Origin of the sequence: Neomelitea salexigens DSM 19753, from assembly GCF_000422345.1 — a bacterium.
Taxonomy (GTDB): domain Bacteria; phylum Pseudomonadota; class Gammaproteobacteria; order Pseudomonadales; family Spongiibacteraceae; genus Spongiibacter; species Spongiibacter marinus_A.
The window spans coordinates 99,834-126,741 of sequence record NZ_AULP01000003.1 but is presented as its reverse complement, the minus strand read 5'-3'; the positions used below and the strand labels follow the sequence as shown (position 1 = coordinate 126,741).

Genomic DNA, 26,908 nt, shown 5'->3' with positions numbered 1-26,908 from the left:
GGGGCCAGAGGATTGGCCCCCGCTTACAGCACGCGAACGATCTTCATGGTATTGGTGTGATTATCCACGCCCACCTGATCACCCATGGTCATAATGATCAAATCACCCGCATCGACATGGCCACCCGCTTTCAGGGTTTCAATACAGTCGTGCACCGCAGGCGACGGCCCTGGGCTGGATACCGCAAACACCCCGCGATAGAGGCTCACCCGGCGACAGGTTGTGGCATTGCGGCTAAACGCAAAAATCGGAATGCCCGAGGTCAGCCGCGACATTAACAATACCGTTCGCCCGGTCTCGGTTAAGGACACAATGGCCTTCACCCCAACTTGGTGGTTAGCGGCAAACACGGCGCTCATCGCCAGGGTTTCTTCAACGGACTCGAAGCTGCGCTCGATCCGGTAACTGGATTTTCGCGCCGAGGGGTAGCGTTCGGCCCCCATACAGTTTCTCGACATGGCTTTAACGGTTTCCAGCGGATACTGGCCCGCGGCCGTTTCGGCAGACAGCATCACCGCGTCGGTACCATCGAGCACCGCATTGGCGACATCAAACACCTCGGCGCGAGTAGGGATGGGGTTGCTGATCATCGACTCCATCATCTGGGTGGCAGTGATCACCGGCCGATTGAGCACCCGCGCCCGCTTGATAATGTGCTTCTGCAAGCCGATCAGGCTGGCATCACCAATCTCAACCCCCAAGTCGCCACGTGCCACCATCACGCCGTCGCAAGCACGAATGAGCGCATCGAGGTGTTCGTCCTCGGCAACCGCTTCAGCGCGTTCAATCTTGCCGATGATCTGCGCGTGGCAACCCGCGCCCTCAAGCTTGTCCCGCGCATCATTGATATCAGCCGCACTGCTGGGAAAGGAAATAGCAATAAAATCCAGATCCATTTCCGCCGCGTGCTTGATATCGGCTAAATCTTTTTCTGTCAGTGCCGGCGCCGAAAGACCACCACCCAGGCGATTGATTCCCTTTCGCGAGCGCAATACACCGATGCTCTCCGCGCGGCAATGCACTGCTTCACCCTCCACACTTACCACTGATAATTGCAGTCGGCCGTCGTCGATAAGCAAGGTATCACCGGCCTCGACCGAACGGGCAAGCGGTTGGTAATCGACCCCAATATGACGCTCATCGCCCTCGCCATCGGCTAAGCGTGTATCGAGAATAAGCTCATCGCCCGGCGCGACATCAATGGCATCGACGGCAAGTGTACGCAGGCGAATTTTTGGCCCCTGCAGATCGCCAAGTACTGCCACGTAGCGGTCTTCTTCGGCAGAGATTTCCCGTATCATCTGACAGCGCGCCTTGTGCTCCTCGGCACTGCCATGGGAAAAATTTAAGCGGAACACGTTCACGCCCGCGGATATCATTGCTCGCAAGAGCGCTTCTGAATCGCAGGCGGGACCGACAGTGGCTACGATTTTGGTACGACGCATGGTGATCTCTTTACACTCCCTGAAACGGCTAATTTGCCGATCACCATGTTACACCGCCCATCATTGCGGTTCGACGTCAGTAGCGAATATTTCTGGCGCTATTCAAGCACCGATGCTTCGCGACCACCATAGACCGGGCCAACAGCGGAGTCGTGGACGCCCCCTCTAAGTAAAATAACTTCAACACGGCGGTTGCGCGCTCGCCCTTCCGCCGTGCTGTTGGTATCTAAAGGTCGGGTATCGGCGTGCCCGGCTAGGCGGAAATGTTCGGCGGGCAGGCCACTGCGCTCTGCGATACTCTCCAGAACCGTTGCGGCTCGCGCGGAAGACAGGTCCCAGTTCGAGCGGAAGCGCGAGGTACTGATTGGCAGATTATCGGTGTGGCCGGCAATCACCACATGGCCGCCAATATCCTCTACCAACTCAGCGATTTTATTGATCACCGGCTTAAAATCATTGTTGAGGTCGGCACTGCCAGAGGGAAACGAGCCCATCTCCTTAATGCGGATCGTAATAACCCGCTCACCGTCGTCATCCACTTCGACAAAACCATCGCGAATCTCGATATCCAAATGGCGCTTCACCTTTTGCAGGTCGGCCTCTAACTCCTCTTTGCTAATCCGCTCGGATTCGTCAATTGCCATTTCAGCGTAGATGCGCATTTCATTGACGGCTTGTTGGCGAACTTGGTTTTCGACGGTTGGCGTTGGCCTGCCGGGGCTAAAGTCTCGCGCGATAATACTGGTACCAACCGGTGGCTTAAAGGCGGGGACCTCCCGCTGAACCCCAAAGGCATCGCGCATAGAGCCTGACAGCTCCTTAAACTTCTGCTTGTCCATCTCGGAGAATGAGAACAACAGAACGAAAAAAGCCAGCAGCAAGGACATTAGGTCTGCAAAGGTCAGTACCCAGGCCGGCGCTCCGGCCGCCGCTTTTTTCTGAGGGACGTCTTCCACTAGGCTTCCTCAGCCTTTTCTTCTTTATCGCGGGCATTGTCGGGCAAATAGGTGGACAGCAGTGATTCGAGCACCCTTGGGTTCAAGCCCTCTTGTATGCCGTCAACCGCCTCGAGTATCAGGTGGCGATTGCGGCGCTCTTCCTGGGTACGAAAATTCAGCTTATCAGCCATTGGCAGCGCGACAGCGTTCGCCAGCACCGCGCCATACAAGGTAGTAAGCAGCGCAACCGCCATCGCCGGCCCGATCGCCTTGGGATCAGACATATTGGACATCATCTGCACCAAACCCACGAGGGTACCAATCATGCCCATCGCTGGTGCGGAGTCCCCGAAGCCACGAAACACTGCCTCACCCATTTCCTGACGCTCGATCGTCAGATTAATTTCTTTGTTTAATAAGCGCTTCACAAACGCGGGGTCGTGGCCATCAATGGCCATCTGGACGCCTTTGTTGAGGAATTCATTGGTAATTTCCTGCGACTCCAGGCCCAGCAGCCCCTCCTTACGCGCGATACCCGCCAGCTCAACGCATTCGGTAATGAGCTGCAATGAGCTGGTTGGTTTGTGAAAAAAGGCACGCGAGGCAACTTTGAAGGCACCGAGGGTTTGATCCAATGGAAATTTCACCAGATTGGCAAATGTTCCACCGCCCACTACGATCAACAGGCTGGGGATATCGACGAAGCCACCGGCACTGCCGCCAAAAACAATGGCCGCAATAATCACGCCCAATGCGCCAAACATTCCCAGCAGGGTTGCTATATCCAAGATATTTCTCCGCTATACAGACTCTGCCAATTCGACCTGACAGCTGGCCCCTTAATGCATATATCGGCGGCAGCCAGAAGACCTTTAGAGGTTTTGCACAGCTTGCGACTGCAGGCGGAGATTTTCTATACGGGTTTGCCGTTGCCAAATTAGGAGCCAGAAAGCAGAAAGCCCGGCGAATGCCGGGCTTGTCGGGAGGAGTATAATCTTGCGACGCTTAAATGAAGAAGTCGCCGTTTTCCATACCCAGAGCAACGCCGCCGAAGTTACGACCGAAACTGGTGGGGTTGTTAGCAACGTGGGCACGTGCGGTGTGCACATCCCGGAAACGCTGCTGAATCTCACTGTCATTAAACACCGAGTGACCGCCGGCCACTTCAAACAGTGAATCGACAATGTCGATACTCTTGCTGATAACCAGAGACGCCTGGTAGCGATAGCGAACACGATCTTCGAGAGGAATCTCTTCACCGCGCTCAATTTGCGCCAACATAACATCGAAGTTACGGAAGAGAATGGTCTCCATCTCGTCGATACCATTTAGGGCCGCGGCAATGCGCTCTACCACTTGGGTGTCGCCCGCGAGTTTAGTGGGGTCACCGCTGGCCTTGTTCAACACCGCATGTTTGTACAGATCCACAGTCGCTTTACAGGCACCGATAGCCGGAGTCGAAACAACGCGAATAAAGCTCTGCGCCCAAGGCAGACGATATAGTGGCGCGTCGTTAACAGCCAAACCGGGGTTTGTTCCCGCGAAGCCGTCGCTTTGTTTGTGGGTCATGTAGTCCGGCACAAACACGTCGTCTACCACGATGTCGTTGCTGCCGGTGCCTTCCAAGCCCATCGACTGCCACGTATCGATAATTTCGTAGTCGCTGCGCGGCACCAAGAAGGTACGATAGCCCTCTCCCGGCACGATTGCTCCAAGCAGTACCCAGGTGCAGTGGTCGCTACCACTTGACCAACCCCACCGGCCGCTGAGTTTAAAACCGCCTTCGGTGGGCGTCACTTTACCCATTGGCGCATAGGAGGAAGAAATACGCGTATGGATGGAGTCGTTCCACACCGCCTGTTGCGCGCGATCATCCATCATTGCCAGTTGCACGGCGTGAACAGCGATGATGCCACTGGCCCATGCCGTCGACATACACGCCTCGGCAATGGCGATTTGCAGTTTAAAGAATTCCTGCGGCTTCATTTCCAAGCCGCCGTAGCGCTTGGGCTGCAAGCTCAGGAAAAAGCCCGCATCTTGCAGGGCATCAATCGAGGCTTGAGGCACTTTACGTTCTTGGCGCGTTTGCGGTGCACGCTCACGAAATACTGGCTGCAATTCTTTGATTGCAGCCATCATGGTTTCAAAATTCATCACCGCTCTCCTGTTGTATTCTGTCTTTGATCTTATGATTTACTGCCCACTACCCTATTACGCGGTGCAGCGGGCAAAGGATTTTGCCGAGCTTTAGGCGTCAGGCATGTTGAATTTGTGCCCCCAGAGGCTGGGCAGCGATGTCACGGTTGGCGTGAAATCGTCCCAATCCACCTGCAAACCACCAGTGCCAAACTCCATGGCAAAGCCTGTTGGTGTTGCCATGTAGAACGACAGCATCCGGTCATTGGTATGGCGTCCCAGGGTCGAAACAATGGGAATTCCCGCCGCCTCAACACGATCCAGGCAGTAGCCCACTTCATCCGTGTCTTTCACTTCCAGCATAAGGTGAACACAGCCCACCGGGTTGCTGCTGTCTTCGTATAGCGCAAGACTGTGGTGACGAGGGTTGTTCACGTGCATGAAGTTCAAGCCCTGACCGGGATCATTGGGGTCTGGCGAGAAGTGAAAGTGCATGTAGTCACTGTCACCAAAGCCGAGTACGTCTTTGTAGAACGCGTGAGTTTCGCTGAGCTTAGCTGCCGGCAGTACTGCATGCCCCAGGCCCATATCGCCATTGAAACCCGTTTCAAAGCCGCTGATACCGAGCGGTGAAACAAATTTGGCAAAGTCCAGTTCGCCGCCCCAATAGAGTTCCAACTCGTTACCCGAGGGATCTTTCAATACGATCAATTCGCGCACGCGCCGCGCCTTGGCATCGTCGCTGCTGCCCTCTTCAAAGGCAACTCCCGCCTCGGCTAAGCGCAGCTTGGCATCGGCAAAGTCTTGCGCGTCACGCAGTTCCCAGCCACAACGGCTCAGTCGCTCCGCGTCACCTTTAACAATGGCAAAACGAAACGGGCGCTCATCTATTTTCAAGTAGACATTGCCGTCGTCCGGCATATTCGGCGCAGGCATCAGGCCGAGAATGTCTCGACCGTATTCCAACCACTTTGACGGCTCTGCCGACTCGATTACGACGTAGCCTAAACTGCGTACATCCATGCGTTTATCCTGTGTTATCGATTATTAAATTCGCTGCACAATGCCATTAGCCATTGCGAATGGCGTAATCCACTGTGTACTCGCGGCGCTCGTTAAAGACCTCGGGTACATCCGCACGATCCACGTAGAACTGGTTGTACCACTGACGCAGGCGGTTGATTGGGCCGTCGCCGTCACACAATACCGGGTTATCAACACGGGTTTTGGTGTGCCAGATATGTACATCCTGGAAGAACGCCGTCCGGTTCTGCTCCGTGTACTGACGCGCCATCTCGTTGTTCTGCTCGTCACTCATACCCGGGATTTTCTTAACCGCCACACCAAAGCGCAGGTCAAAGCTATTTTGGTCGATGGGAACATGAGTCACCAGCAAACGTGATTCCACATCCATACCTTCGACCTGGCCAGTCATGTAAGTGTTCATGTAAGCCGGGCCAAAGTACTTGGCGCTGGAGGTAAGCTCGCCATCTTCCGCCAATAACTCGCTGCCGCCGACCAGTACTTGTTCATAGGTATGCTTGTGAACAATGTTCTTGAACTCTTTGATAGGCGCACCGTGAATCGGCCCAAAATGCGCCACATCTGCCATGTTATCCACCAACTCACGACTGTTGGTATTGATTGTCATCAGATCCATCTGCCAGATAGTCCAATCTGGGCTGAACAGATCGTCAATGCGCGGCGGGCGCTGGTCTTCGATGGGGGGCAGACCCTCTGGGTCGTACCACATAAATAGCAGGTGATTCTCTTCCAGCGTTGGATAGCTGCGGATAACCGCTTTCGGAGGAATGCGCTTGGCATAGGGAATCTCATCGCACACACCATCGGCGCCCCAGCGCCAGGAGTGGAATGGGCAACGAATGGAGTTCCCTTCCACGCAACCTTCGCTCAAGTCTGCCCCCATGTGAGGGCAGTAGCCGTCGAGAATATGGACTTGACCATCTTCCCCGCGATACGCAACCATGCGGGTGCCAAAGTAGTTTAGCTTGACCGGCTTCTCATCGTATTCGCTGGCCAGCCCCAAACAATACCATCCCCGCCCATAGCGGTCTGGCAATTCTTTAGCTTCAATAATATGGGGCTGACGCGGTGCCTGCGCGGGCTCGCTCATTTTTCTCTCCTCGGTTATTCGGCAGACCCTCTGGCCGGGGCCCTGCTATCACGGTGAAAATTTTCACACAGCCAAGGCAAGCCTTCTATAATCCGTTTAGACGACCAAAAAAATATCACAACACACTGTTTTTATTAGATTTTTCTCCATTTTTCAGTATTGTTTAACCACCTTTCAACAGCGCCACAAGATAGCGCATCAAGCTAGGTTAAAACCCTTACTGGAATTCTCGCCCGACGCGCTACAATAATGCCCATTAGGTTTCTATGCAGCGGGAATCTCTGATGAAAGCTCCCGAAAAACCCCACAACGAAGAGAAGCGTTTGGCCGCGCTCTCGTTGCTCAATATTCTCGACACACCAGCGGAAGAGCGCTTTGATCGCCTGACTCGACTGGCGTGCAAGATGCTAAACATACCCGCGGCACTGGTCAGCTTGGTGGCTGACGACCGACAGTGGTTCAAATCCAGCGCCGGATTCGAGGGCGCTGAGGAAACGCCCCGCGATATATCATTCTGTGGTCACACCATCTTGCAAGATGGCGTGTTCATCGTTAACGACACCCTCAAAGACGAGCGCTTTGTCGATAACCCGCTGGTGGTACACGCACCCAATATCCGCTTTTATGCCGCCTTCCCCCTACATGCTGTAACTGGCGAGCGGCTGGGAACCTTTTGTATTATTGACCAACAGCCTCGGGACTTATCCAGCGATGAAATTGAAACCCTCGAGGACCTTGCCCGAATTGCGGAGCGCGAACTTTGCGCAAGCTACCTGGCGACAACGGATGAAACGACCGGGCTGTGCAACCGCTCGGGGTTTGAATTGCTCGCTGATAAATTGATGCACGCCTGTGCCCGCAGCGACGTGCCCATCAGTGCTGTCTTTTTCCGCCTAACCGCACCCACCGACAGTGATGACGGCACGCTGAAACCCGATGCCATTACCTTGTTTTCACAAAAACTGGCTGAGGCCTGTCGCGAAGCCGACTTGGTTGCTCGCATCGACGAGCAGCACTTTGGCTGCCTTCTCAACGATTGCCCCTACGAACAGGTAGCGCACTTCATGCGACGCATCGAGCACGATGTGGAACAACTGAACCGCGAGCAACTCGACAAACCCATGGTGATGCAAAGCAGTTGGCTTGCCTATAATCCCTTCGCTCATCACTCTGTCGGTACGCTTGTGCAACAGGGCACAGAGCTGCTGGACGTCGCTTAGCGCCCGCTGATTTACTCTCCTGTTGCTCGCGAAGCGTCCGCTTAAGTGGCGACCCTTTACGTCGTTAAATTAATGCCTACAACCGCCAATAAGCGCAAGAATCAGCTCGACCGGATCGATAGAAGCGTTATGCTTATCTCAAGCTCGCATAAGGAACCCCGTCGTGCCCTCCGATTATCAGCGCATTGAACACGCTCTTCATATTTTGGACAGCCAGCAGGGCATGCTCAGCTTGGACGAGCTTGCCGCCAAATTGGACATTAGCGCCGGGCATTTTCAGCGCATGTTTAGCCGCTGGGTTGGCATTAGCCCTAAGCGCTTTTCTCAGCTCGTCACCGTTGAGCGGGCGAAACAGCTGCTATCTGCCGGCCAACCTCTACTAAATGTCAGCGAGGATTTGTCGTTAAGCAGCAGCTCTCGGCTCTACGACCACTTTATTCGAATCGAAGCAATGACGCCGGGAGACTATCGCTCGCGCGGTGAGAACCTGCGCATTCGCTGGGGGAACGGCGACTCGCCTTTCGGCGAGGTGTTTATCGCACAAACTCAGCGCGGCATCTGTGCACTTACCTTCGGGGATGGAGGCGAGGAGTTGATGGCGATGCAACAGCGCTGGCCAGCGGCACAGTTCTCAGAGGATCATGAAGGCTCTCAAAAACTGCTGCATCGCGCGTTCAGTCACAGCCATAGTGAGCCGCTTTCGCTACATCTGCTAGCCAGTGATTTTCAGTTACAGGTGTGGCGAGCACTCCTGACGATCCGGCCTGGGCAGTTGATTACCTATGGCCAGCTGGGGCAGCGCATCGGTCAAGCCAAAGCCGCTCGTGCAGTTGGCCGCGCCGTTGGCAGCAACCCCGTCGCCCTACTCATTCCCTGCCACCGCGTGGTCAGGCAGACTGGCGTGCTCGGCGGCTATCGATGGGGAGTCACTCGCAAACGGGCAATCCTGCTGCACGAAGCGGCCTGTAACAGCATTGCGCGAGAGGGTGGCAGCAACGATCTGCAGGCTTAATCTGCCAGCTGGGCGACGCTTTTCAAAATCAGGCGCACCAACAAGGTCTGTCGGCTAACGCCGGTTTTGGAGAAAATTGAACGCAAGTGGGTGCGTGCAGTATTGCGGCTCATCCCCAGCGCTTCCGACGCTTCATCCAGGCTCAAGCCGTCAGCCAGCAATAACGATAGCTGCGCCTCGGTTGGGGTAAAACCGAACAGCTGGATAATGATATTGACCGGCGCTTCTGCCCCGTATTCCGGATCGCTAATAAAAATTGCCACCGTTGGTACAGACTGCCCCTCCGACCACTCGGTCAATGGCACTGGGCGAACAATCACTCCCAGGTCGGCAAAGTCGCCGTCACGGGGCACCCGCATCGCCTCAACCACTGCGGGCTCGTGCTGATCCCGGTGATCAAGAATGCGGTTAATCAGCCCCTGTAGCTTCTTAGTTGTGGCCTGATCACCCAGCATTAGATAGCCGTCTTCGATCTTCACCTCGGGCTCACGTGCGACCAGATTTTTCGCCATCTTGTTGCAGTTTAGCAAGCGGCCATTTTCATCGAGGATGATCGTCGCCAGCGATAGGCTCTCCACTGCCCCGGCATAGAGGTCACGCTCTGACTCAATAATATTCAGGCGCACATGCAGGCGCAGGGCTCTCTCCAGATGGGGCATCAGCGCGTGAATCAGGTCCCTGTCGTGCTGATCAAAGACCGGTGCAGACTCACTGCGCGCCACGCGCAAGCCGGCATTCATTTCACCCGGAACATGGATATCGACACCGAGGGTATCGTACAGCCCGCAGGGCTTCATACACATCAGGTACAGCTCACTGGTCAACCAGTCATCTACTGACACCAGCTCCATCAGGCTTTTGACCTCGCCCGGCTTCAGCGATAAGAACGGGTCCATAGCAAACAGCCGTTTTTGGTACTGATCCATACCCTCTACGGTGCTGCCACCCAGCACCCGCAGCACGCCGCGGCCCTGCTCCGACGGGGGGTTTAACACCAGTGTGACCGACACAGCCTGCATGACCTGAGACAGCTCAGACAAGAAGCCTTCCCAGGGTTCCTCTTCCATTGGCCCTTGATAAATACTGGCCAGGAGGCGGTCAAACTTTGGATCGATCAACATCGTAGGTCTGTATGCCTTGTTATTTTTTACATGCAGTGAGTATAACCGAGATGGGTATGCGATACAGGCCTTTAACGCCTGACAGCTGCTTCGCAAACGCCGCATTTACTCAGGACGAACGGCCAGACACGAAAACGGCCCCAGCTGGGGCCGTTTCATCTTGCCGGACTGGCGTCTGACAATCAGGGCTTAGAGCAAGCCGCGCTCCTTGGCCATATCGAGTGCCAGGTCTTCGATCATATCTTCCTGCCCACCAACGGTGCGGCGGCGGCCGAGCTCAACCAATATATCCCGGGCCGACACACCGTACTTCGCCTCGGCGCGTTTAGCGAACAACAAGAAAGATGAGTATACGCCCGCGTAGCCCAGAGTCAGAGAGTCCCGGTCGATACGGATGGGGTGATCCATAATGGGAGTCACGCGGTCTTCGGCGACATCCATAATTTTATACAGATCAATACCGTGATCCGCGCCCATACGATCAAGCACAGCCACCAATACCTCCAGCGGCGTATTACCTGCACCCGCGCCCAGACCGGCCACAGAGCCATCGATACGGTTAGCACCGTGCTCGATTGCCACCAGCGAGTTTGTGACGCCCAGGCTCAGGTTGTGGTGAGCGTGGAAGCCCAGCTCGGTTTCTGGCTTCAGTTCGCTGCGCAACAGCGCAATGCGCTCTTGCACCTGATCGGGCAGCATATAGCCAGCGGAATCGGTGCAGTAAATACAGTTGGCACCGTATGACTCCATCAATTTGGCTTGCTCGACGATTTCCTCAGCGCCAATCATATGGGTCATCATCAAGAAGCCCACGGTATCCAAGCCCATCTCACTGGCCATGCCAATGTGCTGCTCTGATACATCCGCTTCGGTGCAATGGGTTGCTACGCGGATGGTTGACACACCGAGGTCAGCGGCCATTTTCAAATGGTCGACCGTGCCAATACCGGGCAATAATAGCGCCGAAATTTTTGCATTCTTAACCGCGCCGATTACGGCCTTCAGGTATTCCTCGTCGCTGTGCGCAGGGAAACCATAGTTAACCGAACTACCACCCAAACCGTCACCGTGAGTGACTTCGATCAGTGGCATGCCCGCCTCATCGAGGCCACTGGCAATGCTGACCATTTCATCCAGAGAAATCTGGTGACGCTTGGCGTGCATACCATCGCGCAAACACATGTCGTGCAGAACGACTTTCTTACCTTGAATATCCATGACTATCCCCTCAGGCGGCCGATGGTGAAAAACGGCCTGCCAGAATCTCTTCGGCAAACATCTCTGCGGTGCGCAGGCCCGCGGCGGTCATAATATCGAGGTTACCCGCGTACTTAGGCAGGAAGTCCCCGAGCCCCTCTACTTCCATAAACATGGAAACGCGATTGCCATCGAAAACGGGGCCATTTTTCAAGCGGTAACCCGGTACGTATTTTTGAACTTCGGCAACCATGTCATCCACCGACTTGCGAATCGCCTCTTGATCCGGCTCGTCGTCAGTCAGACAGTGAATGGTGTCGCGCATAATCAGCGGTGGCTCAGCCGGGTTAATCACGATAATCGCCTTACCCTGACGAGCGCCGCCCACTTTCTCTACCGCGCCCGCCGTCGTGCGGGTGAATTCGTCGATATTTTTACGTGTGCCGGGCCCCACTGACTTGGAGCTTACCGTGGCAACAATTTCGCCGTAGCTCACCGACTGCACGCGCGACACGGCGGCAACCATTGGAATGGTTGCCTGTCCGCCGCAGGTCACCATATTCACATTCATGCACTTCTCGGCCACGGCATCGCTGAGGTTGACTGGTGGGATACAAAATGGCCCGATCGCCGCCGGCGTCAGGTCGATCATCAACGCACCTTGCTCGTTCACTTTGCGCGAGTTCTCGGCGTGAACATAGGCAGAAGTTGCATCAAAACAGATTTGCACACCGTCCTCACGCATGGTTGGCAACATACCATCCACGCCTTCCGAGGTGACCTTCATGCCCATTTCTTTAGCGCGGGCCAAGCCGGGTGATTCAGGGTCAACACCGACCATCCAAACGGGTTCAATCAGCTCCGAGCGCATTGCCTTCATCAGCAGGTCGGTCCCAATATTGCCCGGCCCAATGATGGCCGCGCGAATTTTTTCAGCCATAAGATTTCTCACTGTCAGTAGAGCACCGCTATGTGCTCCGAATAGGTAGATGTTGTTGTTCTAGATGTAGCAATTAGACGAAATGCACTTGTGCATCGCCGATGCCTTCCAGCTCCATGCGCAGGCTGTCACCTGCTTGTACCGGCTCCAGCGGTACCAGAGAACCAGAGAGAATCACCTCTCCCGCTTTGAACGGAATACCAAAGCGCCCCAGCGTATTTGCCAGCCACGCCACCGCGGTTAATGGGTTGCCCTGCACCGCACTGCCCAAGCCTTCACTGAGAATTTCACCGTTTTTCCATACGCGAATTTTCAATGCAGGCAGGTCGTAGTCTTTGGGGTCTGCCTCCTGCTCCCCCAGCACGTAAACACCGCAGGAAGCGTTGTCCGCGACGGTGTCCTGAATAGCAATTTTCCAATTGTCGATACGCGAATCAACAATTTCAAAACAGGGCATAATGGCGTCGGTTGCGGCCAGGACATCCGCCTCTGTAACACCCGGGCCTTGCAGGTCTTTCTTCAACCGAAAACCGATCTCCGCCTCGGCACGGGGGGAAATCAAATGACCGGCTACCGGCACTTTTGCGCCATTGGCAAAGGTCATGGCGTCGGTTAGAAAACCAAAGTCCGGCTGGTGTACGCCGAGCATTTCCTGCACCACTTTACTGGTGACGCCGATTTTTTTCCCCACCACTTGCTCCCCGTCTTCTTGACGGCGGGTAAGCATGCGCAGGGAAATGTAGTAGGCATCGTCAATGGTAATGTCCGGCTCACGCTCGGTCAGCGGGGCAATACTTTGCTGGCTGCGTAGGGCGTTGTAGAGCTCATCACCCAATGCATTGATTTTGGCGCTATCCATAATTTATCCGTTTTGCAGAAAATCGAGGGTTTGGCGATTGAAAAGCTCGCGGTGCTCAACCATTACCCAATGCCCGCAGCGAGACACCAGCGTAAGGCGAATATCAGTGATGCCCTTCGCTAACTTCATAATGCCGGTCTCGGGCATCATTTGCTCATTGACGCCCCAGAATGCCAGGGTTGGGCAGGTGATTTCACCCAGCCTTTCTGTCATATCGGGCACCGTCATGGTGGTGATAACCTGGCTGTTCTGTTGCTGAAAAATTCCCCAGCGCTCATTGACCAGCTGCTCGTCGACTACGGCATCATCAAACACCAGGCCGCGACGAATAAAGTCTTCCAAGCGCTCCGGCGCCATCGGCCCAGAGGTGAAGACCTCTTTCATAATCTGCATACCAGGCATATGAAAGTAGTCGGCCTGTTGCTCTATTCCGCCGGGCGCCATCAGCACCAGCTTACTAACCCGCTCTGGGTAGTCGAGGGTGTATTTCAGCGCAATGGCTCCACCCAAGGAATTACCGATCAGGCAGTATTGCTCCACGCCGATGTGGCGCAGCGTTTGGTGAACACACTCGACGAAAAAGTCCAGCGGGTAGTCAACGTCATCAGGCTTATCGGAATACCCATAACCTATCAGGTCGGGCACCACCACTCGGAAGCCCTGCTCAACAAACCACGGGTAGTTGTATTTGAAGTTGCTGTGCCCACTGGCGCCGCTGCCGCTGCCGTGCAGAAATACCACGACAGGCCCTTCACCCTGATCCAGGTAGTGAATGCGGTGGCCATTGTCGAGGGTGACATACTGCCCCTCGGGTAATCCCGCTACGATTTGAGTCATGGCTGCCCGCCCCCAGGTAAACAGAAAAACATGATGTGCCCGAGCAGGCGCAGAGAAAGCGCCTGCCGAGAGCTATTTTTGTGGTGTAAATTTTATAGAAGGGCCTTCGCGACACTAATCCCCCAAACGGATGACAGCTATTTCCAGCTCACTCCACGATAGCGTCATTAAACTTGGGGGGCTTACCCAACATGGCTCGCGGCGACGGGGGCAGCTTGCCGTCAATGTCCACCAGCCCGTATTCCTCGGCCAGCTCTGCCGCGTAGAAGACCTTGCCGCTGCGCGACATCAATGCTGCATCGCGGTACAGCGCGTCTATCACCAAGCCGGGAAACTCCGGCGATTCGGCCGCTGCCACCGCATCGGCGTATAACTCGGGTTGCGCGTCGAAGACCTGCATACTGCGCTCAGTTTTCAGCAGTCCCATCCACAGCGACACAACGGCGACGCCATGTGAACGAAAATCCACGGCCATGTCATGGGCCATTTTATCCACACCCGCCTTCCCGGCACCGTAGGCCGGACCGTGCATATAGCAGCGCCCTCCCGCAGAGGAGGTATTCACTACCAGTCCTTTTGCACTCTTTAGCAGCAGTGGCGCCGCGTAGTACGACGACACATAGCTAGAGCGCAGCCCAACATTGAGAATATCCTGCAACGCCAGCGGCTTTTCCCAAAACGGCCCAGGCAGAGTCAAGCCCTCGGGCACCAGCAAGGCATTGTTGACGAGAATATCCAGGCGCCCCTGCTCGGCTTCAATCACAGCCAGCGCACTGCGCACCTGTTCGTCGTCCCGGTGATCACAAATTAAGGGGATGGCCTTTGCACCTCTCTCCTCTATGGCTTCGACAGTGGCATAGACGGTGCCCGGCAAGGCCGCATCACCCTCGGACTGAGTGCGGCCAGTCACGTAGATTGTCGACCCCGGCTTGGCCAACGCCAGCGCGATGCCTTTGCCCGCGCCGCGGCTGGCGCCAGTCACGAGAATGATGCGTTTATCCTGCTTCACAATGGGTTCCTATTATTGTGCCTACCAACGGCCGCATAGGCTGACAGACCGCGGCTGCAGATGCATCCTCCGAAATGACTAGAGCGAGCGTGTCACAGCAGCAGCCGCCGAATATCGGCCAGCATTTGCGCCAATTCGGTAAAGAACTTACCGGCATCCGCGCCGTTAATCACCCGGTGGTCATATGACAGGGACAGCGGCAGCATTTTGCGCGGCTGGAAACCATCACCATCCCAAACGGGTTTTACGGCCAGCTTGGAAACCCCCAGGATCGCGACTTCCGGCGCATTGATAATGGGAGTAAAACCAGTACCGCCGATACTGCCCAGGCTGGAAATGGTGAAGCAGCCGCCCTGCATTTCCGCAGGTTTAAGCTTGCGCTCCCGGGCTTTCTTAGCCAACTCAGCGCTTTCTTCCGCCAGCTCCCAAAGCGACTTTTTATCGACATCGCGAATCACCGGCACAACAAGCCCTGCCGGCGTGTCCACTGCCATACCAATATGGACATAGTGCTTGTAGACAAGGCTCTCACCATCGGCACTGAGGGAGGCGTTGAACTTGGCATTGGCGCGCAATGCAGCCGCCGCCGCTTTTAACAAAAAGGGCAGAGGCGTTAACTTCACACCGCGCTGCTCAGCCTCTTTTTTCATCTCACGACGGAAGTCCTCAAGCTCAGTGACATCCGCATCATCAAACTGCGTCACATGAGGAAGGTTCAACCAGCTGCGGTGCATATTGGCCGCCGTCAGTTTATCCAGCTTGCTTAAGGGCTGAATATCCACCTCGCCAAACTTGGCAAAATCGACGTCAGGAATCGGCGCGATGCCGCCGCCAGCTGCCGCTGCGGGCGCTTTCGCCAACTGCTTAACATAGGCATGCAGGTCCTCCTTAACGATGCGCTTGCGCGGGCCGGTGCCGGACACTTTGCTCAGATCAATACCAAACTCGCGCGCCAATTTACGCACCGCGGGGCCAGCATATACTTGCTTCCCTTGGGCAGCCGGCGCAGGCGACGTTGAGTTGACGCTGGTGCTGGCGCTCTCGCGCGCAGCTGCCGAGGCTTCGCGCTTTGGCTCGGGCTCGGCGCTCACAGGCGCATCGGCCTTTTCCGCTGGCTGGGCTGTTTGCTCAACCTTCGCATCACTGGCTGAGGTCGCGCCTGCGACACGCATTTCTGCGATCGCCGTACCTTCACTGGCGGCGTCACCCACCTTGATCAACATCGCGCTCACCACACCCGTAAACGGTGCAGGAACCTCCATGGAGGCCTTGTCTGACTCCAGCACGATCAGTGAATCACCTTCACTCACCTCATCGCCTTCGGCAACGCACAGTTCGATAACTTCTATACCTTCACCGCCGCCAACATCGGGCACCTTAACGGTTTCGGTGCGCTCCGCTGTCGACTCAGACTGGGCATCACCAGCTCTATCGTTACCACCGTCAGTGTCGTCGTCAGCAGCTGGCGTTTGCTCGGATGCAGATTCCGACTCGGGTGCAGACTCGGCCTCGGACTCCGAAGCAGCTTCATCGCTGCCCTCAGCCACCTCCAACTCGAGAATGGCATCCCCCTCGGAAACGCTATCGCCTACCGACACGGCAATCGACACCACTTTGCCAGACTTTGGCGCAGGCACCTCCATCGACGCCTTGTCAGATTCTAAAACCAGCAGGGAGTCTTCCTGCTCGACAACATCGCCAACAGCAACGCAGACTTCGATTACCTCAACGCCTTCACCACCGCCGAGGTCTGGAATTTTGATCGTTTCTTTTGTCACAGAAAACTCCTCATATTAGCGGTGCATCGGGCTAATTTTTTCAGCATCCAGGCCGTAGTCTGCAATGGCCTTGCTCACGACAGAGGCAGCAATTTTGCCCTCATCACTCAGCGCCTTTAGGGCCGCGACCGTCACGTAGTAACGGTCCACCTCAAAGTGCTCGCGCAATTTCGCTCGCGTGTCGGAACGCCCATAGCCGTCGGTACCCAGCACCACATAGCGGCCATCAATATAGGGGCGCAGCTGTTCACCGTAGGCTTTAATATAATCCGTTGCACAAATAACCGGCGTGGACTGCGCATTGAGTTGCTGACTAACATACGCACTGCGTGGCGACTCTTCAGGGTGAAGCAAGTTCCATCGGTCACATTCCATGCCGTCGCGATACAGCTGGTTAATGCTGGTGGCACTCCAGATATCCGCTTCCACTTTGTGATCAGATTTCAGCAGCTCAGCGGCCGCTTCAACTTCACGCAAGATTGTGCCACTGCCCAATAACTGAACCTTTAGCTTGGGCTTCTTAACCGTGCTGCCTTTGAGTTTGTAGATTCCCTTGATAATGCCCTCTTCACTGCCTTCGGGCATATCGGGGTGGTAGTAGTTTTCATTCATCGTGGTGATGTAATAGAAAACATTTTCCTTCTCGGCATACATGCGCCGCATGCCGTCCTGAATAATCACCGCCAACTCGTAAGAATACGTCGGGTCGTAGGACACGCAGTTAGGGATCATATTGGCCATTAAGTGGCTGTGGCCATCCTGGTGCTGCAAGCCTTCTCCATTGAGAGTGGTACGCCCGGATGTTGCACCGATCAGGAAACCGCGCGCCTGAGAGTCACCGGCAGCCCACGCCAAATCCATAATGCGCTGAAAGCCGAACATGGAGTAAAAAATGTAAAACGGAACCATTGGGTAGCGATGATTCGCATAGGAGGTTGCCGCCGCCAACCACGCAGAGAAGGCACCGGCCTCGGTGATGCCCTCCTCCAAAATCTGCCCGTCCTTGGACTCTTTGTAATACATAATTTGGTCGGCATCGTGGGGGGTATAACGCTGCCCCTGAGAAGAATATATGCCCAGCTGGCGGAACATACCCTCCATACCGAAGGTACGCGCTTCGTCTGGCACAATCGGCACAATACGCTCGCCCACGGCTTTGTCCTTAACCAGGGTCGACAGCATGCGAACAAAGGCCATTGTCGACGACACTTCTCGTTTGCCGGTGTTTTTCAGCTGCGCCGAAAATTTCTCCAGCGACGGCACATCCAGGGCATCGAAGTCGGCCTGTCGCGCCGGCAAGTACCCCCCCAATTCCTCGCGGCGCTTGTGCATATACACCATTTCAGGGCTGTCTTTCGGCGGCCGATAGTAGGGGACATTTTTAAGTTCATCGTCGGGAATCGGCACGGCAAACCGGTCGCGGAATTTTTTCAGCTCTTCCAAATCAAGCTTTTTCACCGAATGCGCTTCGTTTTGCGCTTCACCGCCGCTACCCAGACCGTAGCCCTTAACCGTCATTGCCAGTACCACGGTAGGCTGGCCTTTGGTTTCTCTGGCATTGGCGTAGGCGGCATACACTTTATAAGGGTCGTGACCGCCGCGATTCAGGTACATAATTTCGTCGTCAGAGAGGTCTTCAACCAGCTCTAGCAGCTCGGGATACTTCCCAAAGAAGTGCTTGCGAGTATAGGCCCCGCCATTGGCTTTGTAGTTTTGCAGTTCGCCATCGCACACTTCATTCATACGTCGGCGCAGCAGGCCGGTTTTGTCTCTTTCCAGCAGCTGATCCCAGTGGCGCCCCCAAATGACCTTGACGACATTCCAGCCCGCGCCCCGGAACACCCCTTCCAGTTCCTGGATAATTTTGCCATTGCCGCGCACAGGGCCGTCCAGGCGCTGAAGGTTACAGTTGATCACGAAGCACAAATTATCGAGCTGTTCGCGTCCCGCCAGGGCAATTGCGCCGAGAGACTCAGGCTCATCGCACTCGCCATCGCCCATAAAACACCACACTTTTCGGTCGCCGTGATCGACCAGTCCCCGGCTCTGCTGGTATTTCATTACGTGGGCTTGGTAGATCGCCTGAATGGGCCCCAAGCCCATGCTCACGGTAGGGAATTGCCAGTAGTCCGGCATTAACCAGGGGTGCGGATAAGACGATAAGCCATCGCCATCTACCTCGCGGCGGAAGCTGTCGAGCTGCTGCTCCGAGAGGCGCCCTTCCAGGAATGAGCGCGCATACATACCCGGAGAACTATGGCCCTGATAATAGATCAGATCGGCCTTATCACCGCCGCGGAAAAAGTAGTTAAAGCCCACATCGTAAAGAGTCGCGGAAGAGGAAAAGCTGGAGATGTGGCCGCCCAAGCCCTCATTGTTGTCGTTAGCCCGCATTACCATCGCCAGCGCATTCCAGCGTATTAGCGAGCGAATTTTTCGCTCCATAAACAAGTCGCCGGGCATGCGTTTTTCATCGCGAGGTTCGATGGTATTGCGAAATGAGGTGGTGATGGCTGCTGGGAGCTGGGTTCCCTGGCGCGCGGCATGCTTTGCCAAATATTTCAGGAGAAAAGCGGCGCGTGCTCTACCCGCATGGCTAAGCACGCCATCCAGTGCTTCCAGCCATTCTTGGGTTTCCTGTGGATCGAGATCTTCACGCAAATCAGGGTCTTGGTACATATCACAGTCCTTATCAATACCGTGGGCTGCCTAGACCAGCAAGCGATTTGCTCGAATGTGTTCCGCGTCAACGGGCGCACCGACCATGATCAATAATCGGGGTGTGCCTGCCGTTGGTGACGGTGATCACCTGGCCTATCTGGCGCTGCCCCACCTTGTGGGTCGGGCAGAACTGCCGATGAGAATTCGGGCCCCTGAAAGCCTATGCACTTTCAGAGCCGCGAAAATCATCGCAGCCCTGTCGTCATAAATCAAGAAAATCTAGATATTTTTATTGTGAATAAATAGTTTCACCTCTATAAAAACAAGTACTTATACTAGTCGAAGGAATAGACACCTGCCTTATCAAGCACTGCGCGCGACTCCCCAGCGGGCAATGCCGACGGCCACTGCCCTGGCACGGTCACTAGCAGGCTGCGACGGTTTGAATCGTGCAGCGTTTGACGCATAAGCGACCACCACTGCGTATAATCCAGCCTCGTTAGCGCAGCGATTAACTGGTCTCGACTGTCAAAACCCGAATACCCATCCAACAGATCCCGCCAATGGCGGTCTGCCGCCTCCCTCAGACTTTCCGGCTGCTCCGCTAACTTACTTATCAAAGTAGCCCGGAACTGTTCATAAGTCTGTTCATCAACGCCATTTTCCATCCAGGCGTCGATATACCCGTCAATCTCCTTGGCCAGCATCGCCGCGTCAGCAACCGGTGACTGCACCAAGAAGAATAAGCCACCCACATTTCGCTGGGGGTATACACCCGCATTAACAATGTAGCCGAGCTGCTTCTCCGTACGCAGCTGATGATAAAAGTCAGCACTCATGATCTGCGCCGCCAAACCCAGAGCAACTCTACCCATCTTCCCCTGCTCGGGCGCCTGCACATACTGAAGTAGCGCAGCATCGTTGTGCTCTGCGGGCACAATCACCAGCGCGCTCCCCTCAGGTAGCTTCACAATCTGTTGCTGCGGCCGTGTGCTCAGCGACGTTTGCGGGAGCGCTCGCATCATTTGCGCAACCGTGTCCAACGCATCCGCTTGGGTGAAATTACCGTGGAGCAACACCTGATAGCGGAAGGCCCCTAGCACCCGCTCCGCCTGGCGCGCAACATCGGCAAGCCGCAGTGCCTCGGTCTCTGATAGCAGAGACTCAAGCGCGGGCTCCTGTCGCTGCTGCAAGCGCGGCAGCTCGGCAAAAAGTTGCTGATAGGGTGAACGGCGCCGAACATTTTGCAGCTCGCGCAGGCGCTGCTGTTTAATGCGGGCAAAGCGCTGCTCGTCCCAGTCGACGTAACGCAGTGTCTTCAGTACCTGAGAAAGCAGCTCTGCCTGCTTCTGATCAAACCCTCCCAAGCGCAACTCAACACCGCGCCAACTGCTCGACAAGCTGTAATCCAAGCCCGCCAATTGCGCGGCATAGGCCTCTTCGTTCAGCTGATCACTGACCATGCGCAACCACAGCTCGGTGGCTGCAGCTGCCGAGGACGAGTCTCTCGCTGCAGGCGTCTCTAGCAACAGATAACTGCGGCCTTTGGGCACATCAAACTGATCGTCGTTGTACAACCACACGCCTTCAATAGGCGCATTGTCTAGCAACCTTGGCTGACCGTTTGCAGCGCCATCTTCCTTCAGAGTAAAGGCATCAGCAATGTAGGGGTTACTGGCTGGCAAATGCAGCCCCGCTGGCTCGGCCTCACGCCAGCGCTGTTGTCGCTGCGCATCAATGTCGCGCACACTCCAGGGTACGTCATAACGTTGCTCGCGGCGGTCGGTATCGACGCCCGGCGCAACAAGCGTAATAAAGGCCTTGTCCGGCGTCATACTACGCAGGTATTCCCGTATCAATTCCGGCCGGAAGGACGCCATTACATAGGCCGCCCGCAATACCTCCGCGGGCGGGTACTGCTGAAGCGCCGAGGAAAATTGCACCAATTCCTCTGTCAAATTTCGACGGTTGCGAAAACGAAATTGCTGCGCTGCGAGCTGGCTTTGCTCGCGGTAGCGCCAAGCCTGAATGCCCTGTTCATCAATCAGGCGCACATAGGCAAAAACCTGTTCGACAATACTGTCGAGGTGTTCCATGCCGGCTTCAGTCAACGCAATATTGACACCAAACATTGCCTGCCCCTGCATATCCAGGCTCTGACCGGCGCTCAAGCCATCGGCCCAGCCTGCGCGCTTCAGCGCAGATAACAGGCTGCCCTCGCCTTCGTGGCCGAGCAGGTTAGCAATATACGACAGCGGTTTATCCCGCCAGTGAGGGCTGGCATCAACTACCGGGAACTGAATAGACAGCCGCCGCTCAGTCTGCACCGGCTGTATCGCCACCCAGCGTGGCAGCGCCTGTTGCTCGAACAGCGGCTGCGTAATGGGTTTAATGTCGACGTTGCGATTTTCTATGGCACTAAACCGCGCCCGCACCATCGCCTCAAGCTCCGCCAGCGACTCTCGACCCACCACCGTCAGGCTCATGATATTCGCCGAGTAATAACGCTGATAAAACGCCAGCAATTGCTCGCGCAGCGCCGCCTCGCGATCTGCCTGTAAGGTTTGTAAGTTGCCAACTGAAAATTTGCGAAAGGGATGCTGCGGCGCTAACTGCTCTTTAAACACCGCCAGCTCTCGGCGGCGATCGTTGCGCAGTCTGGCGCGATATTCAGACTCCACCGCATTAACTTCACGCTGCACGTAATTAGCATTGAACAGCGGTGCGACAAAGAACTGAGAAAACTGGTCCAGGGCGCCTTCGAGCGCGTCCGCCTTGACGTCGAAGAAGTAGTTGGTGTGCTCAAAGCTGGTAAAAGCGTTGTGACTGCCTCCGTTTGCCGTAATGTAAGCCTGGTAGTCACCCGCATTCGGGTAGGCACGCGTGCCCAGAAACAGCATATGCTCCAAGAAATGCGCCAAGCCCTGATAGTCACTGGGATCTTGGCGGCTACCGACATTCACATCCAGCGATGCACCCGCTTTATCTGCGCCCGGATCAGACACCAATAATACTTTGAGACCGTTATCCAAGCGCAGATAGCGAAAACTGCGCTGCTCGGTATCGGGTTTAATGATGCTTTCGCCCTGACCAGACAGCGAGGCGTCACGGGTAAGTGCCGCACAGGCAGAAATAACAATCAGTAGAATAGCGACGGTGACATGTTGCAGAACGCGCACAAGTATTTCCTTACAGAGTCAATTACAACGATGCTTGCTCGCTGGAGGTTTCCGTCTCGTTACTCACGGCATGAGGTCGCGGCCAGGAGTACAAAATCGCCTTCACTAAGGTCGCCAGTGGGATCGCAAAAAACACCCCCCACATTCCCCAAATTCCGCCGAATACCAACACGGCAACAATAATCGCCACGGGGTGCATATTCACCGCTTCGGAAAACAGCAGCGGCACCAACACATTGCCGTCCAGCGCTTGAATGATTCCATAGACAATGCACAGGGTAAAAAACTCCCCACCCCATCCCCACTGTAAATAGCCCACCAATACGACGGGCAACGTCACCACTGCCGCACCGATATAGGGAATCACTACCGACAGTCCCACTGCCAACGCCAGCAGCGCGGCATAGTTTAGCGACATCAGCGAGAACGAAATGTAAGAGGCCACCCCGACGATCACGATCTCAATTGCCTTACCGCGTACGTAATTGGCGACTTGATCGTTCATTTCCAACCAAACAGCTCGCAGCAAAGGTCGGCGACGCGGCAGAAAACCCGACAACCACTCAAGGATCAGCTGTTTATCCTTGAGGAAGAAAAACACCAGGATGGGAATCAACACTATGTTGATCATCAAACCAACAACATTGGGCAGCTGCGCAAGAGAAAAAGACACCAAGTACTGCCCCAGCGAACCAATCTCCGTGGTTGCCAGCGTCATCCACTCCCGTATTTGCGCCTCGGTAAATACCTCCGAACGCTCAGGCAACACCATCAGCGCCTGCTGCAGCTTTCGCAACATCGACGGCAGCTCTTGTATCAGCGTCACCAGCTGCTGCCACACCAGGGGCAACAGCAGCATAAGCACACCAAAAAATACCGTTAGGAAAATGCCGTACGCGACGGCTATAGCGAGCCAACGCCGGGCGCCCAGCGCCGACATTCGGGCAATAACGCCCTGCATCATAAAGGCCAGCACGACACTGGCAATAATGGGGATCAGGACATTGCCGATGCTGAGGATCAACAACAGAATCGCGGCAAGAATAATCAGCAACACTACCGTTTCTTCCTCGGCAAAGATGCGATTAAACCAATTGCGAACCATTCCAAGCATGTGGTTGTCCTTTTTCTCGTAAACCTAGATCATCCGCCCGGTGCGCTCGGCGGCTATTTCTTCTGGAGCAGGTACCTAAACTCCCCCTGATGCTCTTCATCGAACAACAGCGTATTACCGCTCTGGGCAGCGAACACGGCAAAATCTCGCTGTGAACCGACGTCAGTTGCCAGCACTTCTACGACCTCACCGCTCGACATCCGGTTCAATGCTTGTTTCGCTTTTAGCAGCGGCAGCGGGCAGTCCAACTGACGCGCATCCACTCGACAGTGTATCTCGCTCATAGCATACCTCTTTCTGAATAGGCCGGCAGTATAGCGCCCCAGCCGGGGGCGACAGAATGCCACTGACGCACTTTTTGCGCTTTAATAGGTCTGAGCCTTTATCACTTGTATGATCTGTATCGGCGAACCCGGCTACCTGTACGGTGGCACCAAACAAGGACTCCATTGTGGTACGAACATTATTACACGCCCTTATCGCCACCCTCCTTTGTAGCGCGGCAGTGGCCCAGCCGATGAGGGACACCAGTAGCCAGCTTCCAGAGCTAGGCGAAGTCGATGCTTCACCGTATTCGGCTAAGCAGGAATACCAGCTGGGCAGAATGTGGTTGAGAATGTTTCGCACACAAGTGAAAACCCTCGGCGACCCACAACTGCAAAGCTATGTTGAGTCCTTGCTTTACACGCTGGCCGCCAATAGCGAACTGAAACAGCGCGATTTAGAAACCGTTGTTGTCGACAATAGCACCATCAACGCTTTTGCCGTGCCCGGCGGCGTTATCGGCGTGCATACCGGTCTTTTTCTGTTCAGTGATAACGAAGCCCAATTTGCCGGCGTGCTCGCCCACGAGATTGCCCACTTGAGCCAACGCCATTTCAGCCGCTCCATCGACAAGGCCCGTGAGGCGAGCATTCCCAGCATGGCAGGCATGTTAGCCGGGATCATTCTGGCGGCGACAACCGGCTCCGATGCTGGCATTGCCGCCATTGCGGCGAGTCAGGCAGCGGCGCTTGAAAACCAACTGCGCTTTAGCCGCCAGCACGAGCAAGAGGCCGACCGCGTCGGCATGGAAACCCTCGCCCGAGCCAATATGGACCCCAATGGCATTCCCTCAATGTTTGAGAACATGAATGCCAACTTGCGCTTTGCGCGGGCCAAACCGCCCGAATTTCTGCTGACTCACCCACTGACGGAGAACCGAATTAGCGATAGCAAAAACCGTGCTCGCAACTACCCTCGGCAGGTCTATACCGACAACTTAAATTTCCAGCTTATGAAAATGCGGGCAACCGTCCATCACACTGAAAAAATGGAGAGCCTGCTGCAGCGATGGAAGGATGAACAAGGTGCCAATGGCGAAGCGCGCCGCTACGGCATCGTGCTGGCGCTTACTGAGATGGAGCGCTGGCAGGAGGCCAGCGACCAGCTCGACGACTTGATTGACGACGACCCCCAGCGCATTGCCTATATCATTGCCCGTGCAGACATCTTGCTTGGGCAGAAAGCCTACGACCCGGCGATCGATTTATTGCGCAATGCCCTGGCGCTCAATCCAGACAACTACCCGCTGAGCCTTCATCTGGCTGATGCCTTAGAGCAAGCACAGCGCTTTCGCCAAGCCGACGACGTACTTACCGCGTTGAGCTCAAGGCGGCAGAACGATCCCAAAATCTGGTACCGATTGGCGGAAGTCAGAGGCCTAGCGGGGAATATTCTCGGCGTGCATCTGGCGAGGGCAGAGTATTTTATCCTCACCGCACAGCTCGAGCGCGCTGCCAGCCAATTGCATTACGCGCACAAGCAAAGCGGAAGCAATCAAATACTCCAGGGGAAAATCACCGAGCGACTGCGCGATATTGACGAGCTGAAGAAACAACTCAAAGAATTTCAGGGACGCTAGGGCCTGTTCACACTAATCCAATTGTCACTGCTGGAGGTCATTTTTGCCTCCAGCTAGGCGCCAGACGCGCCGTTTAGCCACTCTAAACAAGTGGCTGGCAACAACGCTGGGGGCAAAAATGGCCCCAGCCCTATGGGTTGCGGCTAAAAAAGCACCACTCGTCGTTGCTCATCGCTTATTTGGAATAACCAAACTACGCTCTTCGCGCCTAGATTGGTGCTTTTTTAGCCACAACAGTAATAATCGGATTAGTGTGAACAGGCCCTAAAAGCCCGCAGCGATTTGCGGGCTGTTAGCAACGGTGTGAATGGCCTTACGCCTTGGCGGGCAAACTTGCGCCTCGACGGGCGACCTTAGGGCTTGTTAGCAGCGGCAAAGTCCAACATACGGGTCAGCGGTTTCATCGCTTTCTCACCGAGCGAGGGCTCGACAAATACTTCATTACCGCCGTTTTCCAGCACCTCAGCCAGATTTTCCAGTGCGTTCATCGCCATCCACGGGCAATTTGCACAACTGCGGCAGGTAGCACCGCTGCCGGCCGTTGGTGCGATCACAAACTCCTTGTCCGGCACTAACTGCTGGAGCTTGTAGAAAATACCTTGATCCGTCGCCACGATCATTTGCGGGTTGGGCAAGTCGCGCGCCGCGTTGATGATCTGCGTCGTTGAACCGACCACGTCAGCCAGCGCGACAACGCTCGCCGGAGACTCCGGGTGCACCAATACCGCCGCATCGGGATACACCTTTTTCAGGTCGAGGATACCCTGCGCTTTAAACTCTTCATGGACAATACAAGCGCCATCCCAGAGCAACACATCTGCCCCGGTCTCACGCTGCACGTAGTCACCGAGGTGTTTATCCGGCGCCCAGAGAATTTTCTCCCCCTGGCTGTCCAGGTGGTCCACAACGTCCAGCGCAATACTGGAGGTAACGACCCAATCTGCTCGAGCCTTCACCGCCGCAGAAGTATTGGCATAGACCACGACCGTGCGGTCGGGGTGGGCGTCGCAAAAAGCGGAAAACTCATCGGCCGGGCAGCCAATATCCAGCGAGCAGGTTGCCTCGAGAGTCGGCATCAATACCGTTTTCTCAGGTGACAGGATTTTCGCCGTTTCCCCCATGAACTTCACTCCGGCGACGATCAACATCGACGCCGGATGGTCGCGACCAAAACGCGCCATCTCCAGCGAGTCCGACACGCAGCCACCGGTTTCTTCTGCCAGCGACTGTAATTCGGGGTCGGTGTAATAGTGAGCGACCAGCACCGCGTCTCTCGCCTTGAGCAGCGCTTTAATCCGCGCCCGCAGAGCATCGCGCTCCGCTGCGGGACGCGTCGTGGGCTCGTTGAGCCGGGCCAGATGCTCGCGCACCAACTCTTGTGCTATTGCCTGTTCCGCCAATGTCATTTCCCCATGCTGAGGACGA

General features: G+C 55.5%; 21 protein-coding genes. 3 read left to right on the top strand and 18 right to left on the bottom strand.

Annotated elements, in window-relative coordinates; translation table 11 throughout:
• Nucleotides 1-23 precede the first annotated feature (23 nt).
• The 6 genes from pyk to H573_RS0106475 form a co-directional block, all read right to left on the bottom strand.
• Nucleotides 24-1,445 carry a pyruvate kinase gene (gene pyk / locus H573_RS0106500; protein WP_027873556.1) on the bottom strand — a complete coding sequence of 474 codons (1,422 nt, stop codon included), beginning with the start codon at nt 1,443-1,445 and terminating at the stop codon, nt 24-26.
• A gap of 98 nt (nt 1,446-1,543) precedes the next feature.
• Nucleotides 1,544-2,401, bottom strand: coding sequence for a flagellar motor protein MotB (locus H573_RS17295; RefSeq protein ID WP_036255976.1), 858 nt, complete (start codon nt 2,399-2,401; stop codon nt 1,544-1,546).
• Nucleotides 2,401-3,171, bottom strand: coding sequence for a flagellar motor protein PomA (gene pomA, locus H573_RS0106490; RefSeq protein ID WP_027873555.1), 771 nt, complete (start codon nt 3,169-3,171; stop codon nt 2,401-2,403). Before pomA ends, H573_RS17295 begins: the two co-directional genes overlap by 1 nt.
• A 217-nt stretch (nt 3,172-3,388) precedes the next feature.
• On the bottom strand, nt 3,389-4,537 hold the full coding sequence (locus H573_RS0106485; protein ID WP_084497960.1) for an acyl-CoA dehydrogenase family protein: 1,149 nt from the start codon (nt 4,535-4,537) through the stop codon (nt 3,389-3,391).
• A gap of 93 nt (nt 4,538-4,630) precedes the next feature.
• Nucleotides 4,631-5,542 (bottom strand): VOC family protein, encoded by a 912-nt coding sequence (locus tag H573_RS0106480; RefSeq protein ID WP_027873553.1) that lies wholly within the window; start codon nt 5,540-5,542, stop codon nt 4,631-4,633.
• 46 nt (nt 5,543-5,588) lie between these two features.
• Complete coding sequence (locus tag H573_RS0106475) at nt 5,589-6,653, bottom strand: 3-ketosteroid-9-alpha-monooxygenase, oxygenase component (protein WP_027873552.1); 1,065 nt, start codon at nt 6,651-6,653, stop codon at nt 5,589-5,591.
• Nucleotides 6,654-6,937: 284 nt separating this feature from the next.
• On the opposite strand from H573_RS0106475, the gene H573_RS0106470 reads away from it, so the two are divergent.
• Together H573_RS0106470 and H573_RS17290 are read left to right on the top strand one after the other, a co-directional pair.
• Nucleotides 6,938-7,873 (top strand): sensor domain-containing diguanylate cyclase, encoded by a 936-nt coding sequence (locus H573_RS0106470; RefSeq protein WP_027873551.1) that lies wholly within the window; start codon nt 6,938-6,940, stop codon nt 7,871-7,873.
• A gap of 163 nt (nt 7,874-8,036) precedes the next feature.
• Nucleotides 8,037-8,885: a methylated-DNA--[protein]-cysteine S-methyltransferase gene (locus H573_RS17290; RefSeq protein WP_205618908.1), complete on the top strand. Its 849-nt coding sequence runs from the start codon at nt 8,037-8,039 to the stop codon at nt 8,883-8,885.
• On the opposite strand, the gene H573_RS0106460 is transcribed toward H573_RS17290, so the two are convergent.
• From H573_RS0106460 to H573_RS0106405, 11 genes are all read right to left on the bottom strand, one after another.
• A complete protein-coding gene (locus H573_RS0106460; RefSeq protein WP_027873550.1) occupies nt 8,882-10,006 on the bottom strand; it encodes a helix-turn-helix transcriptional regulator in 1,125 nt (374 codons plus the stop codon). The genes H573_RS17290 and H573_RS0106460 overlap by 4 nt on opposite strands.
• 189 nt (nt 10,007-10,195) lie before the next feature.
• Entirely contained in the window at nt 10,196-11,224 is a 1,029-nt protein-coding gene (gene dmpG, locus H573_RS0106455) for a 4-hydroxy-2-oxovalerate aldolase (RefSeq protein ID WP_027873549.1), read from the bottom strand.
• A 10-nt stretch (nt 11,225-11,234) separates the two neighbouring features.
• Nucleotides 11,235-12,143 (bottom strand): acetaldehyde dehydrogenase (acetylating), encoded by a 909-nt coding sequence (locus H573_RS0106450; RefSeq protein ID WP_027873548.1) that lies wholly within the window; start codon nt 12,141-12,143, stop codon nt 11,235-11,237.
• 73 nt (nt 12,144-12,216) lie between these two features.
• The gene (locus H573_RS0106445) at nt 12,217-13,002 is read right to left on the bottom strand and encodes a fumarylacetoacetate hydrolase family protein (RefSeq protein ID WP_027873547.1); all 786 of its coding nucleotides are present in this window, start codon (nt 13,000-13,002) and stop codon (nt 12,217-12,219) included.
• 3 nt (nt 13,003-13,005) lie between these two features.
• A complete protein-coding gene (locus H573_RS0106440) occupies nt 13,006-13,839 on the bottom strand; it encodes an alpha/beta fold hydrolase (protein WP_027873546.1) in 834 nt (277 codons plus the stop codon).
• A gap of 148 nt (nt 13,840-13,987) precedes the next feature.
• Nucleotides 13,988-14,848 (bottom strand): SDR family NAD(P)-dependent oxidoreductase, encoded by an 861-nt coding sequence (locus tag H573_RS0106435; protein ID WP_051171063.1) that lies wholly within the window; start codon nt 14,846-14,848, stop codon nt 13,988-13,990.
• Between the two features lie 92 nt (nt 14,849-14,940).
• Nucleotides 14,941-16,626, bottom strand: a complete 1,686-nt coding sequence (gene aceF / locus H573_RS0106430) for a dihydrolipoyllysine-residue acetyltransferase (protein WP_027873544.1) — start codon at nt 16,624-16,626, stop codon at nt 14,941-14,943.
• A 15-nt stretch (nt 16,627-16,641) separates the two neighbouring features.
• The gene (gene aceE, locus H573_RS0106425) at nt 16,642-19,287 is read right to left on the bottom strand and encodes a pyruvate dehydrogenase (acetyl-transferring), homodimeric type (RefSeq protein ID WP_027873543.1); all 2,646 of its coding nucleotides are present in this window, start codon (nt 19,285-19,287) and stop codon (nt 16,642-16,644) included.
• A gap of 335 nt (nt 19,288-19,622) precedes the next feature.
• Nucleotides 19,623-22,466 (bottom strand): insulinase family protein, encoded by a 2,844-nt coding sequence (locus H573_RS17285; RefSeq protein WP_051171062.1) that lies wholly within the window; start codon nt 22,464-22,466, stop codon nt 19,623-19,625.
• A gap of 22 nt (nt 22,467-22,488) precedes the next feature.
• Entirely contained in the window at nt 22,489-23,580 is a 1,092-nt protein-coding gene (locus tag H573_RS0106410; RefSeq protein ID WP_027873542.1) for an AI-2E family transporter, read from the bottom strand.
• 53 nt (nt 23,581-23,633) lie between these two features.
• Complete coding sequence (locus H573_RS0106405) at nt 23,634-23,864, bottom strand: sulfurtransferase TusA family protein (RefSeq protein ID WP_027873541.1); 231 nt, start codon at nt 23,862-23,864, stop codon at nt 23,634-23,636.
• Nucleotides 23,865-24,097: 233 nt separating this feature from the next.
• On the opposite strand from H573_RS0106405, the gene H573_RS0106400 reads away from it, so the two are divergent.
• A complete protein-coding gene (locus H573_RS0106400) occupies nt 24,098-25,483 on the top strand; it encodes a M48 family metalloprotease (protein ID WP_084497958.1) in 1,386 nt (461 codons plus the stop codon).
• Nucleotides 25,484-25,836: 353 nt separating this feature from the next.
• On the opposite strand, the gene nadA is transcribed toward H573_RS0106400, so the two are convergent.
• Complete coding sequence (gene nadA, locus H573_RS0106395) at nt 25,837-26,889, bottom strand: quinolinate synthase NadA (RefSeq protein WP_027873539.1); 1,053 nt, start codon at nt 26,887-26,889, stop codon at nt 25,837-25,839.
• Between the last annotated feature and the right edge of the window lie 19 nt (nt 26,890-26,908).